The 13,932-nt window shown below is 61.3% G+C and carries 16 protein-coding genes; 5 read left to right on the top strand and 11 right to left on the bottom strand.

Going from position 1 to position 13,932, the window contains the following annotated elements:
• Positions 1-4: 4 nt before the first annotated feature.
• Positions 5-1,105 (bottom strand): efflux RND transporter periplasmic adaptor subunit, encoded by a 1,101-nt coding sequence (locus C4J88_RS05975; protein WP_124406450.1) that lies wholly within the window; start codon positions 1,103-1,105, stop codon positions 5-7.
• Positions 1,106-1,198: 93 nt separating this feature from the next.
• Here C4J88_RS05975 and C4J88_RS05970 point away from each other — a divergent pair, with 93 nt between their 5' ends.
• A complete protein-coding gene (locus C4J88_RS05970) occupies positions 1,199-1,834 on the top strand; it encodes a TetR/AcrR family transcriptional regulator (protein ID WP_124406449.1) in 636 nt (211 codons plus the stop codon).
• 557 nt (positions 1,835-2,391) lie between these two features.
• On the opposite strand, the gene C4J88_RS05965 is transcribed toward C4J88_RS05970, so the two are convergent.
• Positions 2,392-3,174 (bottom strand): class I SAM-dependent methyltransferase, encoded by a 783-nt coding sequence (locus tag C4J88_RS05965; RefSeq protein WP_124406448.1) that lies wholly within the window; start codon positions 3,172-3,174, stop codon positions 2,392-2,394.
• Between the two features lie 96 nt (positions 3,175-3,270).
• Between C4J88_RS05965 and C4J88_RS05960 the strand changes: the two genes are divergently transcribed.
• Positions 3,271-3,891: an energy transducer TonB gene (locus C4J88_RS05960; RefSeq protein WP_124406447.1), complete on the top strand. Its 621-nt coding sequence runs from the start codon at positions 3,271-3,273 to the stop codon at positions 3,889-3,891.
• 3 nt (positions 3,892-3,894) lie between these two features.
• Here the strand turns inward: C4J88_RS05960 and C4J88_RS05955 are convergent, their stop codons facing one another.
• The 7 genes from C4J88_RS05955 to ppc form a co-directional block, all read right to left on the bottom strand.
• Positions 3,895-4,575 carry an extensin family protein gene (locus C4J88_RS05955; RefSeq protein ID WP_372238010.1) on the bottom strand — a complete coding sequence of 227 codons (681 nt, stop codon included), beginning with the start codon at positions 4,573-4,575 and terminating at the stop codon, positions 3,895-3,897.
• 21 nt (positions 4,576-4,596) lie between these two features.
• A complete protein-coding gene (locus C4J88_RS05950; protein WP_124406445.1) occupies positions 4,597-5,424 on the bottom strand; it encodes an isocitrate lyase/phosphoenolpyruvate mutase family protein in 828 nt (275 codons plus the stop codon).
• Between the two features lie 26 nt (positions 5,425-5,450).
• A complete protein-coding gene (locus C4J88_RS05945; RefSeq protein WP_124406444.1) occupies positions 5,451-6,311 on the bottom strand; it encodes a DUF72 domain-containing protein in 861 nt (286 codons plus the stop codon).
• Positions 6,311-6,601, bottom strand: a complete 291-nt coding sequence (locus C4J88_RS05940) for a hypothetical protein (protein ID WP_124406443.1) — start codon at positions 6,599-6,601, stop codon at positions 6,311-6,313. The genes C4J88_RS05945 and C4J88_RS05940 overlap by 1 nt, the downstream gene beginning before the upstream one ends.
• A 160-nt stretch (positions 6,602-6,761) precedes the next feature.
• Positions 6,762-7,448: a tRNA (adenosine(37)-N6)-threonylcarbamoyltransferase complex dimerization subunit type 1 TsaB gene (gene tsaB, locus C4J88_RS05935; RefSeq protein WP_124406442.1), complete on the bottom strand. Its 687-nt coding sequence runs from the start codon at positions 7,446-7,448 to the stop codon at positions 6,762-6,764.
• A 90-nt stretch (positions 7,449-7,538) separates the two neighbouring features.
• The gene (adk, locus tag C4J88_RS05930) at positions 7,539-8,186 is read right to left on the bottom strand and encodes an adenylate kinase (RefSeq protein WP_124361582.1); all 648 of its coding nucleotides are present in this window, start codon (positions 8,184-8,186) and stop codon (positions 7,539-7,541) included.
• Between the two features lie 280 nt (positions 8,187-8,466).
• Positions 8,467-11,094 carry a phosphoenolpyruvate carboxylase gene (gene ppc, locus C4J88_RS05925; protein ID WP_124406441.1) on the bottom strand — a complete coding sequence of 876 codons (2,628 nt, stop codon included), beginning with the start codon at positions 11,092-11,094 and terminating at the stop codon, positions 8,467-8,469.
• 163 nt (positions 11,095-11,257) lie between these two features.
• Here ppc and C4J88_RS05920 point away from each other — a divergent pair, with 163 nt between their 5' ends.
• From C4J88_RS05920 to C4J88_RS05910, 3 genes are all read left to right on the top strand, one after another.
• Positions 11,258-11,602 (top strand): pilin assembly protein, encoded by a 345-nt coding sequence (locus tag C4J88_RS05920; protein ID WP_124406440.1) that lies wholly within the window; start codon positions 11,258-11,260, stop codon positions 11,600-11,602.
• A 272-nt stretch (positions 11,603-11,874) separates the two neighbouring features.
• Entirely contained in the window at positions 11,875-12,300 is a 426-nt protein-coding gene (locus C4J88_RS05915; RefSeq protein WP_124361579.1) for a DUF4398 domain-containing protein, read from the top strand.
• Positions 12,301-12,356: 56 nt separating this feature from the next.
• Positions 12,357-13,142 carry an OmpA family protein gene (locus C4J88_RS05910; RefSeq protein ID WP_104501912.1) on the top strand — a complete coding sequence of 262 codons (786 nt, stop codon included), beginning with the start codon at positions 12,357-12,359 and terminating at the stop codon, positions 13,140-13,142.
• 29 nt (positions 13,143-13,171) lie between these two features.
• Here C4J88_RS05910 and C4J88_RS05905 read toward each other — a convergent pair whose 3' ends face one another.
• Positions 13,172-13,378: a hypothetical protein gene (locus tag C4J88_RS05905; RefSeq protein WP_124361578.1), complete on the bottom strand. Its 207-nt coding sequence runs from the start codon at positions 13,376-13,378 to the stop codon at positions 13,172-13,174.
• 143 nt (positions 13,379-13,521) lie between these two features.
• Positions 13,522-13,887, bottom strand: coding sequence for a type III secretion protein (locus C4J88_RS05900; protein WP_124406439.1), 366 nt, complete (start codon positions 13,885-13,887; stop codon positions 13,522-13,524).
• Positions 13,888-13,932: the final 45 nt, after the last annotated feature.

The following is a 13,932-nucleotide window of genomic DNA, read 5'->3' as shown; positions in this document are numbered from 1 at the left end:
GGGACTACTCCTTGGCCGCCAGATTCACCACACGGTTGGCGCGATCCACCGGGCGCACTTGCTGCCCCTCATGGAGCACATGCACACCCGCCGCAATCACCCAGTCGGTGGGCGCCAGGCCTTCGAGTACCGGCACGGTCTTCTCGCCAAACGCGCCGATGCGCACGGGTGTGCGCTTGAGGGTGTTGTCCGGTTGCACACGCCAGACGTACGACGCGCCGTTTTCCGCACTCAGGGCAGACAGCGGCACCGACAGTGGAATCACACCGTCGACCTGTATGAATACGCGGGCGCTCTGGCCGAGTTCCGCCGGGACTTTACCGCCCGTGAACGCCACCCGCGCAGCGAAAGTGCGCGACTTCGGGTCGGCGGCGGGCGACAGCTCGCGAATGCGCCCGGCAAACCGTTGATCCGGCTGGCTCCACAGCTCAACCGACACCGGCTGGCCGATCTTGAAACGGCCGAAGCCTTGCTCAGGCAAGCTGATCAACACTTCACGCTCGCCATCGGTGGCCAGGGTGAACACGGTTTGGCCAGCGGAGACGACCTGGCCGACTTCAACCGCGCGCCTGGCGACGACACCGTCCTGGGGCGCACGCAGCACCGCATAGCCGGCCTGGTTGCTGGACACGTCGAATTCAGCGTTGATCTGCTTGAGACGTGCCTCACCGGCTCGATAAAGATTTTCGGAATTATCGTACTGGGACCGGCTAACCATCTGACGGTCCATCAGGGTCTTGTAGCGGTCACGCTCGGCGCGCACCAGGCTCAGATTGGCTTGGGCAGCAGCCACTTGGGCACGGGAGGCTTCCAGTTGCAGACGCACATCCTGGGGGTCGAGCTCTGCCAGGGGCTGGTTGGCCTTGACCCGCTCACCCTCTTCCACCAGGCGTTTGCTGACTTTGCCAGCGATGCGAAAGGCCAGATCCGGTTCATAGCGGGCGCGCACTTCACCTGGGTAACTGTCCATCGCCTGCGCCGAAGGCTGGGGTTGCACCACCATGGCCGGGCGGATGGTGGTTTGGACCGCGTCTTCGTGGCCGCAAGCGGCTAGCAGGAAGACCAAGCTGACAGGCAACGCAAGGGGCAGGAAAGTACTGCGCATGCTGTAGGACCTTTCGCAAATGAAGCTAGGAATAATTATACTGGCCGGTATGTTATTAATACCAAACTCACCAGTCCAGTATTAAAGGTGAAAATGTCCGACAATCCTATAAACACCAACAGCCCCGGGCGCCCCAAGGACATGGCAAAACGCCAGGCAATCCTCGAAGCCGCCAAAGTTCTGTTTTTGGGCAATGGCTATGCCAGTACCAGCATGGACGCTGTGGCGCTTGAAGCGGGGGTGTCGAAACTGACCGTCTACAGCCACTTCACCGACAAAGAAACCTTGTTCACTGCCGCCGTCGTCGCCAAGTGCGAGGAACAACTGCCGGTAATGTATTTCGAACTGCCCGATGCCATGCCGGTGCAAACGGTGCTGCTGAACATCGCGCGCGGGTTTCATCGGCTGATCAACAGCCAGGAGTCGGTGAACCTGCATCGCCTGATGATGACAACCGGCAATCAGGACGTAAAACTCTCACAGATCTTCTTCGAAGCAGGGCCCATGCGCATGTTGCAGGGCATGGAGCGGCTGCTCAGTCGGATCGACGAGAGTGGCGCCCTGAGCATCGACAAACCCTTCAAGGCGGCCGAGCACTTCTTCTGCCTGCTCAAAGGCACGGCGAACTTCCGCCTGCTGTATGGCTGTGGCGGGCAGTTGAGCGAGGCGGACGCCGAGGCGCATGTGCAGGAGGTGGTGGGGTTGTTTATGCGGGCTTACCGCCTATGAAGCCTTCGCTGTCTGGACTGGCGCTATCGCAGCATGGATATCTACACACTTTGCCGTCGCTCTGAACCTGTGACGGCTCGGGAGCCGAAGCCTCTCTAACTGACGCCCCGCGATCCAAATGTGGGAGGGGCTTGCTCCCGATGGCGGCCTGACAGCCGACCAGGATGCTGGATCAGAGCGAGTACATATCCGTTGCTGCGGTAACGGCGGCTTAGGGTTCCGCCCTTACGGCGTCTCACTTTTGAAAAGCGCAAAAGTAAGCAAAACGCTCTTGCCCCACCACTCGGCACCTCGCTTAGGCTCGGTGTGCCCGTAATCCGACAGTGATTTGGGGGGCCGCCGCCACGCGCCATCCATGGCGCGGGGCGGCTAAACCGGCATCCCTGCCGGTTTACCCCCCAAATCAATATCGGATTACGGCCAGCGTGGTTTAACGGGGCGCCTAGATCAAGAGCAAGATCAAGAGCGGCTCGCTTCGCATCGTGGTTAGCGTAGGCTGCTGCTACACAGTTGTGTAGATACCTATGCCGCGATGGGGCCCTGAAGGCCAGAGACGTTTAAGGCTTCAGCGCCTTCTTGGGATAAATATCGTACCGACTGGATTTACCCTCCAGTGCATGGCTCGGCTTGGGCCCCTCAATGCACGGTGCCTTGCGCGGGCGCTTGACCACCACACGGTGGCTGGCCAGGGCCAACGCCGCTGCGAGCAAGGCCGGTGCGTCCGGGTCATCGCCGACCAGTGGCCGGAACAGACGCATTTCCTTCTTCACCAGGGCGGTTTTCTCACGATGCGGGAACATCGGGTCTAGGTAGATCACCTGCGGCGGCTCACCCTCCCAATTGCACATCACTTCGATGGAGTTGCCCTTGAGCAGCTGCATCCGCGCCACGATCGGCGCCACTTCAAAATCCTCCGCAGCGCGTGCCAGGCCATCTTCAAGCAAGGCGCCGATCAACGGCTGGCGCTCGACCAGGCTCATCTCGCAGCCCAGGCTGGCCAGCACGAAGGCATCCTTGCCCAGGCCCGCCGTGGCGTCGAGCACGCGCGGGCGAACGCCTTGGGCGATGCCCACGGCCTTGGCGATCATCTGCCCGCTGCCGCCGCCGTACAGCCGCCGGTGCGCTGCGCCGCCTTCGATAAAGTCGACCCGCACCGGCCCTGGCGCGTCAGGCCCGAGCTGTTGCAACTGCAGGCCTTGTTCCCCGACTTGCAGGGAAAAATCCGCATCATCGAGTTGCACAGGCAAGCCAAGCAGCGCCGCCCACTGCTCGGCGCGGGCCTGGAATCCTTCGGCCAAAGCCTCGACCCGAATGCGGCTGGCCGCTGGTTGTTCGCTCATCAATCGCTACGCTCAAAAATATTAAGGATCGGCAAACACCGGCCGATAAAAACAACAGTCAGGTATTTTGCCAGAGCTGAGCGTCGACCGAAAAAAATGTCAGACATTCTTCCCCTAACTATCGGTGTACTGCCGACCCACAACCACTACGGCCTGCGCAATACTCAAGCGCTGGCCGGGGTGAGCCATGTGTGGCAGGACTTCTTCGCCCGCGCCCTGGCCGAGCAGCTCGGTGCCACGCCGGGCGCGCTGGCCGCCATGGCGACTGCACCGAAAGACCCGGCGGTGGAACCCAGCGAAGGCGCCGACCTGCTCGCGCAGATCCTCACCCAGCGCGAGTGCGACGTGAAAGACATCGCGATCGCCCCGCCTGAGCCGCTGTTCCTGCCGATTGCCGAACTCGAGACCGAGTTGCTGCCACCCGCGGCGGCACCCTTTCCTGATGAAGACATCATCGCCCAGCAACGCCAGCAGAATTTCGAAAGCGGCTGGGTACGCCCGATTGTCCTGAGTGCAGGTCAACCCGTCGCTGAGCCGGGCCCGGCGCCGCAACCCCGCCCGCTGCACTTGCCGATTGCCGAGTTCGAGCTGGACTTGTTGCCACCGGCCGCGACTCCGTTCACCGAACAGGCCCTGGCAGAACAACAGAAGGCCCTGGATTTTGATTACCACTGGGCACGCCCGCTGATCGCCAACAACCTGCGCCTGGCCGCCTGACGCTTAGCGACACATCCACCAGCGGCCCATATCCAGATGGAAGTGGTTACGGTGCGCGGCGTTATAGTCGGGGCTCAACACCCCATTGAAAGCCTGACACGCACTGTCACGCACCTGACGCAAAAACCGTGCGTCAGCGCCCTGCCCCGGCCAGTCCTTGAGCACACTGATACGACGTCCATCGGCCAGGCGAAACCCGGCGATATCCAATGCATTGGCCGACGCGTGCTGGCTGAGTCGGCCTTCGGCGCGGTTGTAGACATTGCGACAGGCAAAACTGCCCAGGTGATCGACCCGCGTCACCGCCTGGCCGTATATCGCCTGAGCCGCCGGTTGCAGGCTGTGGCGCTCGAACAAGGCAAACGCTACCGCCAGTGGGCAACTGGCCAGGAAGCTGCTGCTCAAGCCTACCTCTGCGCCCTGTACCCTCAACGTGTTGCGCAGGGGGCAAGCGGCGTCGGCGCGCGAGTCGGCCTGATGGCTCACCCGCAACCCCGAGGTTTTCAGCACCTGGTCGCACAGCGCGGGATCATCCTGCAGCCGCCCCAGTTTGTAGCGCGTCAACAGGTTCGGACTGACGCGCACATCCAGCGGCGCCCATGGGTTCCATTCATGCGGCAACGGCACCCAGCCGCGCCATACGCCCACGGCCAGCGCGCCGCCGAGCACCAGCAACGCGCCCATCCAGCTGATCGACCGCACCACTTAGCCCTTGAAGAATCGATTGGCCTGGTCGAACGGCATCTTGCGCTCGGTAAAGGTAAAGGTGCCCAACCCGTAGATTTCCTGCGCCGCCCGATAGAACTCGCCATAGGCCGCCAGGGCCAGGGCCGAGCCCACGCTGATGCGCCGCACGCCCAGTTCGTTCAACTGCGCGACGCTGAGGTTCAGGCCACCGGACATCAACACATTCACCGGTTTGGGCGCGACGGCCTTGACCACCGCCAGCACCTCTTCGGCACTGCGCAGGCCCGGCGCATACAGCACATCGGCGCCCGCTTCGGCGTAGGCTTGCAGGCGGCGAATGGTGTCGGGCAAGTCCGGGCGACCATGCAGAAAGTTTTCTGCACGAGCCGTCAGCGTGAAGGGAAACCCCAGGCTGCGGGCGGCGGCAACGGCAGCCTCGACGCGCTCGACGGCGAGGTCGAAGGGGTAGATCGGATCGACGGCAACTCCGGTGGCGTCTTCGATGGAGCCGCCGACGATACCGGTGGCGGCAGCTCGCAGGATGGTCTGGGCACAGCCTTCGGGGGTGTCGCTGAAGCCGTTTTCCAAGTCAGCGGCGACTGGCAGCGAAGTCGCCCGAACAATGGCTCCGGCATTGCCCAGGGTGTCTTCCAGCGACAGCGCGCCTTCCGCATCCGGCCGTCCCAGGCTGAACGCAAACCCCGCGCTGGTGGTGGCCAACGCTTCGAAGCCCAGGCTGGCAAGCATGATGGCGGAACCTGCATCCCACGGATTGGGCATGACAAAGGCACGGTCGCGCTCGTGCAAGGCTTTGAAGGTTTCGGCGCGAAGGGTTTGGGCATCCATGACTGACTCCTGGCGGGAAAGAAGCCCTAGAGTAACCCCAGTTGCTCCGCGACGGGTTCTCGATGCAAGGTTGGCAGCGGCGCGAGCCCTGGCAAACGCGCCATCAACTGGTCGTGGAAACGCAAGGCCAATTGCGCGGCGAGGCGGTTGTCCGAGGTGTGCAGGAACATGTAGGGGGTGCGCCCCTCTTCGATCCAGCTGGCGATCTTTTCGACCCAGGGCACCAGGAACGGGTCGTTGGCTTCAAGCTCGGGATGCCCGATAAAGCGCACTTGGGGAAACAGAGTCAGCGCCGCCGGGCGCGGAGGCACCCTGGGCTTTTTCGATTGGGCATGCAGGACAGCCGCCGAGGTGGAGGTGCAACTGAACAGCGCGCGCGGATCGAGGCAGACGCGTTCGACACCGCGATCGCGCAGCAGGCGGTTAAGCCTGCGCTCGGCCTCGCCCCGGGCGAAGAACTCTTCGTGGCGGACTTCAACGGCCAGCGGGCGATCGATGCCATCGAGGAATCCGGCCAGCTCACCGAGGCGCTGCGGGGTGAAAGCCTTTGACAGTTGCAGCCACAGCGGCGAAACGCGCTCGCCCAAGGGGCTCATCAAGCCGACGAAGCTTTCCGCCGCCGGCAACTGCTCGCGCAAGTCACCGGCATGGCTGATATCACCCGGGAATTTGGCGGTGAAGCGAAAGTGCTCGGGCATGATCTCGGCCCAGCGCTGCACCGTGGCGACCGAGGGGCGCGCATAAAACGTGGTGTTGCCTTCAACCGCGTTGAAGACCTGGGAATAGAGTGCCAGGTAATCATTGGAGCGCGCATCGGCGGGATACAGATATTCCCGCCAGGCGTTTTCACTCCAGGACGGGCAGCCGATGTAGTAAGGCAGACGCATCAGATGTGGATATCGAGACCCAGCACTTCCATATCCCATTCGACAAAGCCGGCGGTGGTCAGGTAGCTGGCCAGGGCAGTGGCAACGCTTTTGCTCATGGAGCGGGGGAAGACCATGTCTTGCTGACGGGCGGGAAGACCGCTGATGCGGGCTTGGGTGCTGGGCTGGGCGTCGGATTGGACTTCAATGAAGTCTGGCGAGTCCTCGACGGAGTCGTCCACAGTAACGTTAGCCTTACGCGGCTTACGTTTGATTGGGTACGACTGTGAGGAAAAGCCATCAATACGCATAGGCGCGAACTCGCTATCAGTAATGGCATTTTAGTGGCGCGATCCGTAGCGCGCAAATGCTCTGGTGATAACTAGAACACATAATTTGAAAAAGGTTTAAAACCCGGTGCAAATTCTGACGATTGGCGCTATTTGCCGCAGATTTACCGCAATTCTGGCGTCAAATAATCCCTCGCTCTGCCTTGGTCTGTGCGACTTTATCGCGCAGGTAGACCGGCGCCGCCAGATCCGCCGCAATCGCCTCGCCGCGCTCGAAAGCAAAGCGCGCGAGGGTCAGCAGGTCTTCGGCATGGGGAAGCATCGCAGCGTCCTGATTCGCCAGCTGCACCCCCATACGCTCGCCATAGCCCCAGCCAGTCCCGGCACCGAACCAGTCGCCGCTGGCATCACCGGGCAGTACCGATGACTCCGGCGCTTGCACGGCTTCCACGCCGATCAGGCGCATTTCACCGGCACTCTCGCGGTAGCAGCCCCAATAGACTTCGTCCATGCGCGCATCAATCGCCGCCGCCACTTGCGTGACGCCATGCTCACGCAGCGCACGTTGGGCCAGTACCGCGAGGTTGGACACCGGCAATACCGGACGCTCCAACGCAAACGCCAAGCCCTGCACCACGCCAATGGCAATCCGCACACCGGTAAACGCGCCGGGGCCACGGCCGAAAGCGATGGCATCCACGGCGGCCAGGCTGGTTCCGGCGTCTTCCAGCAGTTGCTTGATCATGGGCAGCAGCTTCTGCGCGTGCAGCCGCGGGATCACCTCGTAGTGGCTCGTTACCTTGCCGTCGTGCAGCAAGGCCACGGAGCAAGCTTCAGTCGCGGTGTCCAGGGCCAGCAGGGTGCTCATGGGTGTGGGTGTCCAAGTCGAAAAAAAGTGCGCCAGTATAAACAACAACGGCCCGCAAGCGGGCCGTCGTGAATGCAGCCGATCAACCCATCAGCTCAGTGCTTGCAGCACCTTGGCAGTGATCGCCTCCACGGAGCCGACGCCAGGAATATGGCTGTATTTCGGCTTGCCCTGTTTAGCGGACAACTGCTGGTAGAAGTCCACCAGAGGCTTGGTCTGGGAATGGTAGACCGACAGGCGATGACGTACGGTTTCTTCGGTGTCGTCTTTACGCTGCACCAGGTCTTCACCGGTGACATCGTCCTTGCCAGCCACTTTCGGCGGGTTGTAGACGATGTGATACACGCGGCCCGAGCCTTCGTGAACGCGTCGACCGGCGATACGCTGGACGATTTCTTCGTCTTCAACCGCGATCTCGACTACGGCGTCCAACTCGACACCGGCTTTCACCAGGGCTTCAGCCTGGGGAATGGTGCGCGGGAAGCCGTCGAACAGGAAACCGTTCTTGCAGTCTTCCTGGCTGATGCGTTCCTTGACCAGGTTGATGATCAGGTCATCGGAGACCAGGCCGCCGCTGTCCATCACGCTCTTGGCGATCAGGCCCAGCTCGGTGCCGGCCTTGACGGCCGCGCGCAGCATGTCGCCGGTGGAGATTTGTGGAATGCCGAATTTTTCAGTGATGAACTTTGCCTGAGTACCTTTACCGGCCCCGGGAGCTCCCAGCAGAATGACGCGCATCGATGTGCTCCTCAATTTTTTATAGAGATGACGCTCGGATTCGCCGCGTGGGGCCAATCTCGTAAAAATGTGGTTCCAGGCCGATCAAACGGCCAAAGGCTGATCAAGATACACAGCAGGCCCTTACCACACAAGCCGCCAAAAGTAGGAGAAACCCGCGCCAGGCATGCGTCAGCCAAAGGGTTTGCCTGGGCGCAACCTACTCCCTCAAACAACGACCGCCCGTTTCAGGGCGGTCGTCGCGGTTGATTCGCAAGCTATTGAGAACAGGCGAAAAACCTCAACCGGTGTTGCGCAAACCGGCGGCAATACCGGCGACGGACACCAGCAGCGCCTGTTCCAGAGGGCTGTCTTGCGCCGCTTCGCGTTGGCGCGAGCGAGCAAGCAATTCGGCCTGCAGCAGGTGCAAGGGGTCGAGGTAGGTGTTGCGCAGGCGGATGAACTCCAGGGTGTCCGGACTGTGGGCCAACAGCTGCGACTGACCAGTCAGGCCAAGCACCACGTCACACGCCTGCGACAATAGGTCGCGCAAGTGCGCGCCCAATGGCAGCAAGTCGGGCTGCACCAGGCGCTCATCATAGAGGCGGGCGATATCGGCGTCGGCCTTGGCCAGCACCATTTCCAGCATATCAATGCGCGTGCGGAAGAACGGCCACTGCTCGCGCATCTGCCCCAGCAACTCACCCTCGCCGCGCTCCAGGGCTTTGCTCAATGCCGCTTCCCAGCCGAGCCAGGCGGGCAGCATCAGGCGGGTCTGGGTCCAGCCGAAGATCCACGGAATCGCGCGCAGGCTTTCAATGCCGCCGGCGCGCCGCTTCGCGGGTCGACTGCCAAGCGGCAAACGCCCCAACTCCTGCTCCGGCGTGGACTGGCGGAAATACTCGACGAATTGCGGATTTTCCCGCACTACCGCGCGGTAGGCGCTGACACCGTCGGCCGCCAATTCGTCCATCAGATGACGCCAGGCCGGCTCCGGTGGCGGCGGTGGCAACAGCGTGGCTTCGAGTACCGCCGCCAGATAGAGGTTGAGGTTCTGTTCGGCGATATCCGGCAGGCCAAACTTGAAGCGGATCATCTCGCCCTGTTCGGTGGTGCGGAACCGCCCCGCCACCGAGCCCGGCGGCTGCGACAGGATCGCCGCATGCGCCGGGCCACCGCCACGGCCGACGGTGCCCCCACGACCGTGGAACAACAGCAATTCCACCTGTTGCTCGCGGCAGATATCCACCAGCCGTTCCTGTGCCCGGTACTGCGCCCAGGCGGCAGCGGTGGTGCCGGCGTCCTTGGCCGAGTCCGAATAGCCGATCATCACTTCCTGGGGGCCGTGCAGTCGCGCGCGATAGCCCGGCAGTTGCAACAGCCGTTCCATCACCGGCCCGGCGTTATCCAGGTCGGCCAGGGTCTCGAACAGCGGCACGACGCGCATTGGCCGCTGTACGCCCGACTCTTTGAGCAGCAACTGCACCGCCAGCACATCCGAGGCGGCGCCGGCCATGGAAATCACATAGGAGCCCAGCGATGCGGCCGGTGCAGCGGCGATTTCGCGGCAGGTGTTCAACACCTCAGCGGTGTCCGCCGACGGTTTGAAATAACCCGGCAGCAGCGGTCGACGATTGGTCAGTTCTTTGCTCAGGAAGTTGATGCGCGTGTCTTCGTCCCAGTCTTCATACCGACCCAGGCCGAGATAGTCGGTGATTTCGGTCATGGCCGACGAGTGACGCGTGGAATCCTGGCGCACATCCAGGCGGACCAGGAACAGGCCGAAAGTGACAGCGCGGCGCAGGCAGTCGAGCAACGGACCATCGGCAATCACGCCCATGCCGCACTCATGCAGCGACTGATAGCACAGCTCCAAGGGGCCGAGCAGGTCGCGATTGTCCTGCAACACCTGCGCCGGTGCTGGTGTAGCGCCACTCAACGCGGCATGGGCCCATTGGCGCGTGGCGCGCAGGCGTTCGCGCAGTTGCTTGAGCAAGGCACGGTAAGGCTCGACGCTGTCCCCCACCTGGGCCTGCAATGCCGGGCTGGCCTGTTGCATGGACAGCTCGGAAGCGAGCTGATCGATATCGCGCAGATACAAATCCGCCGCCATCCAGCGCGCCAGCAACAGCACTTCGCGAGTGACCGGCGCCGTGACATTCGGGTTGCCGTCCCGATCGCCGCCCATCCACGAGGCAAATCGAATCGGCGCGGCCTCAAGCGGCAGACGCAAACCGGTGGCGGCGTGCAAGGCCTGGTCGGCCTTGCGCAAATAATTGGGAATGGCCTGCCACAACGAATGCTCGATGACCGCAAAGCCCCATTTGGCTTCATCCACCGGCGTGGGCCGGACGCGGCGGATTTCTTCGGTGTGCCACGCCTCGGCGATCAGGCGTTGCAAGCGTTCACGGATCTGCTCGCGTTCGGCGCTGGTGAGGTCACGGTGGTCCTGCAGCGCCAGTTGTGCGGCAATCGCGTCATATTTCTGGATCAGCGTGCGGCGCGCGACTTCGGTGGGGTGGGCGGTGAGGACCAACTCGATCTCCAGCCGCGCCAATTGGCGGGCCAGGGATTCGTCACTGTGGCCTTCGCGTTGCAGGCGGGCCAGCAACTCCGGCAGCACACGGGACTCGAAGGGCGCCGGCTGCGATTCATCACGCCGATGAATCAACTGGTACTGCTCGGCAATGTTGGCCAGGTTGAGGAACTGGTTGAAGGCCCGCGCTACAGGCAGCAGTTCATCTTCCTGCAGCTGATTCAGGCTCGCGCTGAGCTCAGCGCCCGCGCCACGCCGGTCAGCCTTGGCGCCTTTACGGATCTGCTCGATCTTGTCGAGAAAAGCATCGCCGTATTGCTCTCGAATGGTGTTGCCCAACAGTTCACCCAGCAGGTGAACATCCTCACGCAAGCGTGCATCGATATCACTCATCAGCCAATCTCCAGCCAGAAATCCGGGACGCGCAGGTGTTCCAGAGTGCCGTCGGCGGCGCTTTCTGACAAGACACTTTAAACCTTGCGGCTTGCAGCTAGTCTCAAGGTTAAGTCGCCGGGTTATCCACACCGGTGGCTGGTCACTCATTATTGAGGTTGCCATGAAAATTCGAGACCTGCCCCAGCATTGGGAAGAAACCGCCAAGGGTCGATTGACCCAAACCCAATACGCGATTCATCTGGACGTAGAAGCCGCCGCGCGGCTGGCTGCCCTTGCCGAAATGTACCCCAAGCGCCACACCGAAGAACTGCTTGGCGAACTGATCGGCGCCGCCCTCGAAGAGCTGGAAGCCAGCTTTCCCTACGTCAAGGGCCAGCAGGTGATTGCCACCGATGAAGAAGGCGATCCGCTGTATGAAGACGTCGGGCCCACACCGCGCTTTCTGACATTGTCGCGCCGCTATCTGCATGATTTGGCAGCGAGTGCTGACGAACCGCAGCACTGATCTTCCCTTATTCAAACCCATTCAACCCCTGTATTCCGGGCCTTTCAGCGGCCCGGCGTACCGCTGCGCGGGGTGAAAGTTCCAATTTTCTGATGCTGACCATTCAGTCAGATATTTTTTTAGGCAAATCGCCATCTCCGCTGAACTTTTGAAAAAAGCATCCGGTCACAGCCAGTAAGCCATCACTTGGAACGCTCGTTTGAACTGGCGTCATGTGCTTAACCGCCGGGCCCGCAAACGAACGCCAGGATGGATTTTTCAGGAGTTATCCAATGGAGTTGAAGACGATGAAGACCAGCACTGCCAAATCCTCGTTTAACCACCTGCGCGGGCTCAAATTGGCCGCGCTGGCAATCGGCACCAGCTTCGTTCTGGCTGGCTGTGCCGGTAACCCGCCGACCGAGCAATACGCAGTGACCCAATCTGCGGTCAACAGCGCGGTCAGCGCCGGCGGTACCGAGTTTGCAGCCGTGGAAATGAAGTCGGCCCAGGACAAGCTCAAAGAAGCCGAAATCGCCATGCACGACAAGAACTACGACAAGGCTCGTCAGTTGGCTGAACAAGCCGAGTGGGACGCTCGTGTCGCTGAGCGTAAAGCCCAGGCTGCCAAGGCTGAGCAAGCGGTGAAGGATTCCCAGAAAGCAGTTGACGAGTTGCGTAAGGAAGGCATGCGCCCGGCTGCTATCCAGCAGAAGTAAGCCGCTGCCCCTTGACTGCATCGCACCTGATATCGAATTGAAAGGACGACACGACTATGCGTAAACAATTGATGATCCCTGCCCTGTTGGCGATGAGCGTTGCCTTGGCAGCCTGCTCCACCCCGCCGAACGCAAATCTGGAAAACGCACGGACCAATTTCACGGCCCTGCAAACCAACCCGCAGGCTACCAAGCTCGCAGCGCTGGAAACCAAAGACGCCAGCGAGTGGCTGGACAAGGCAGACAAGGCCTACCGCGACAAGGAAGACGAGAAGAAAGTCGACCAGTTGGCTTACCTGACCAACCAGCGTGTAGAAGTGGCCAAAGACACCATTTCTCTGCGTGAGTCCGAAGCCAAGCTGAAAAACGCTGGCGACGAACGTGCCCGCGCCCTGCTGGACGCCCGTGACGCGCAGATCAAGCAACTGCAAGACAGCTTGAACGCCAAGCAAACCGATCGCGGCACCCTGGTGACCTTTGGTGACGTACTGTTCGCCACCAACAAGTCTGACCTTAAGTCCAGCGGCCTGGTGAATATCACCAAGCTGGCTCAGTTCCTGCGCGACAACCCGGACCGTAAAGTGATTGTCGAAGGCTACACCGACAGCACCGGTTCCGACTCGTACAACCAGAGCCTGTCCGAGCGCCGTGCGGCTTCCGTGCAACGTGCACTGGCACAGCAAGGCGTGGATATTTCGCGCATCGTGACCCAGGGCTATGGCAAGGAATACCCGGTTGCCGACAACGGCAGCGTATCGGGCCGTGCAATGAACCGCCGCGTTGAAGTGACCATCTCCAACGACAACCAACCGGTCAAGCCACGTTCTTCCGTCGCTAACTGATTGGTTTAAGCGGCATGAAAAAACCCACCTTACGGTGGGTTTTTTTTGGGTTCGTCAAACTGGATGGTGCGGTGAGTATCGTCGGCAGGCATTTCGATTTTGGGGCCATAAGCATTTTGCGACAGCTTATCCATCAGTTGCTTGAGTTCATCGTCCTCAGCGTCTCTGCGCTCCAGCTTCTGATGCTCCCTGGCCATGTCCAACATGTTGCGTATTGCAGCAATGGTTATCGCCACATTCTAGGCCCCGCTTTGTGTAGTTTCATCGCTGTCTGTGGCATCTGACGCGATACGGTTCCAGATATCGCGTCAACAACAAAACCGGTCGCTTGATGCAACCTGAAAAACCGCCAATGAAGGCGGTTTTCCAGAGGCACCCATCAGTAGTCGACGGAGCCTGTACCTTGGGATGGCGGAGACTGGATCTGGCCCTGGCCCTGACCGTCGCTTTGTCCCCCGCTTTGGCCATCTTGTGCGCCTTGACCACCCTGCGCCCCGCCAGCTTTCTGGGCGAGCAGTTTCTTCAGCAGTTCCTCCAATGCCTTCAGAGGATCTTCGCCACCCGCACCGCTATTTCCCTGGTTTTCCTGAGAGCCTTTGGATTTAAGCTCCTGAATCTGATTCTTTACATCTTGAATCTGTTGGTCGAGCCCCTGCTGCGAGCCCCCCTGGCGATTGCCGGTATTACCGACACCGCCCAGGCCACCCATGTTTGCACCACCCGATACGCCGTTGATTCCCGCCATAAACGCTCACTCCAACCAATGAATAAAATGGACTGATCAGCAGCG

The sequence above is a fragment of the Pseudomonas sp. R4-39-08 genome (genome assembly GCF_003852275.1).
GTDB lineage: Bacteria > Pseudomonadota > Gammaproteobacteria > Pseudomonadales > Pseudomonadaceae > Aquipseudomonas.
Note: the sequence above shows the minus strand (reverse complement) of the source record. Positions and strands in the feature narration are given on the sequence as shown.

Coding starts and splice junctions, on each gene's coding strand:
- C4J88_RS05960 (WP_124406447.1), top strand. CDS start 3,271: ATGTCAGACATTCTTCCCCTAACTATCGGTGTACTGCCGACCCACAAC.
- adk (WP_124361582.1), bottom strand. CDS start 8,186: ATGCGCGTCATTCTGCTGGGAGCTCCCGGGGCCGGTAAAGGTACTCAG.
- ppc (WP_124406441.1), bottom strand. CDS start 11,094: ATGAGTGATATCGATGCACGCTTGCGTGAGGATGTTCACCTGCTGGGT.
- C4J88_RS05945 (WP_124406444.1), bottom strand. CDS start 6,311: ATGCGTCTGCCTTACTACATCGGCTGCCCGTCCTGGAGTGAAAACGCC.
- C4J88_RS05950 (WP_124406445.1), bottom strand. CDS start 5,424: ATGGATGCCCAAACCCTTCGCGCCGAAACCTTCAAAGCCTTGCACGAG.
- tsaB (WP_124406442.1), bottom strand. CDS start 7,448: ATGAGCACCCTGCTGGCCCTGGACACCGCGACTGAAGCTTGCTCCGTG.
- C4J88_RS05970 (WP_124406449.1), top strand. CDS start 1,199: ATGTCCGACAATCCTATAAACACCAACAGCCCCGGGCGCCCCAAGGAC.
- C4J88_RS05955 (WP_372238010.1), bottom strand. CDS start 4,575: ATGGGCGCGTTGCTGGTGCTCGGCGGCGCGCTGGCCGTGGGCGTATGG.
- C4J88_RS05975 (WP_124406450.1), bottom strand. CDS start 1,105: ATGCGCAGTACTTTCCTGCCCCTTGCGTTGCCTGTCAGCTTGGTCTTC.
- C4J88_RS05915 (WP_124361579.1), top strand. CDS start 11,875: ATGGAGTTGAAGACGATGAAGACCAGCACTGCCAAATCCTCGTTTAAC.
- C4J88_RS05965 (WP_124406448.1), bottom strand. CDS start 3,174: ATGAGCGAACAACCAGCGGCCAGCCGCATTCGGGTCGAGGCTTTGGCC.
- C4J88_RS05900 (WP_124406439.1), bottom strand. CDS start 13,887: ATGGCGGGAATCAACGGCGTATCGGGTGGTGCAAACATGGGTGGCCTG.
- C4J88_RS05910 (WP_104501912.1), top strand. CDS start 12,357: ATGCGTAAACAATTGATGATCCCTGCCCTGTTGGCGATGAGCGTTGCC.
- C4J88_RS05940 (WP_124406443.1), bottom strand. CDS start 6,601: ATGCGTATTGATGGCTTTTCCTCACAGTCGTACCCAATCAAACGTAAG.
- C4J88_RS05920 (WP_124406440.1), top strand. CDS start 11,258: ATGAAAATTCGAGACCTGCCCCAGCATTGGGAAGAAACCGCCAAGGGT.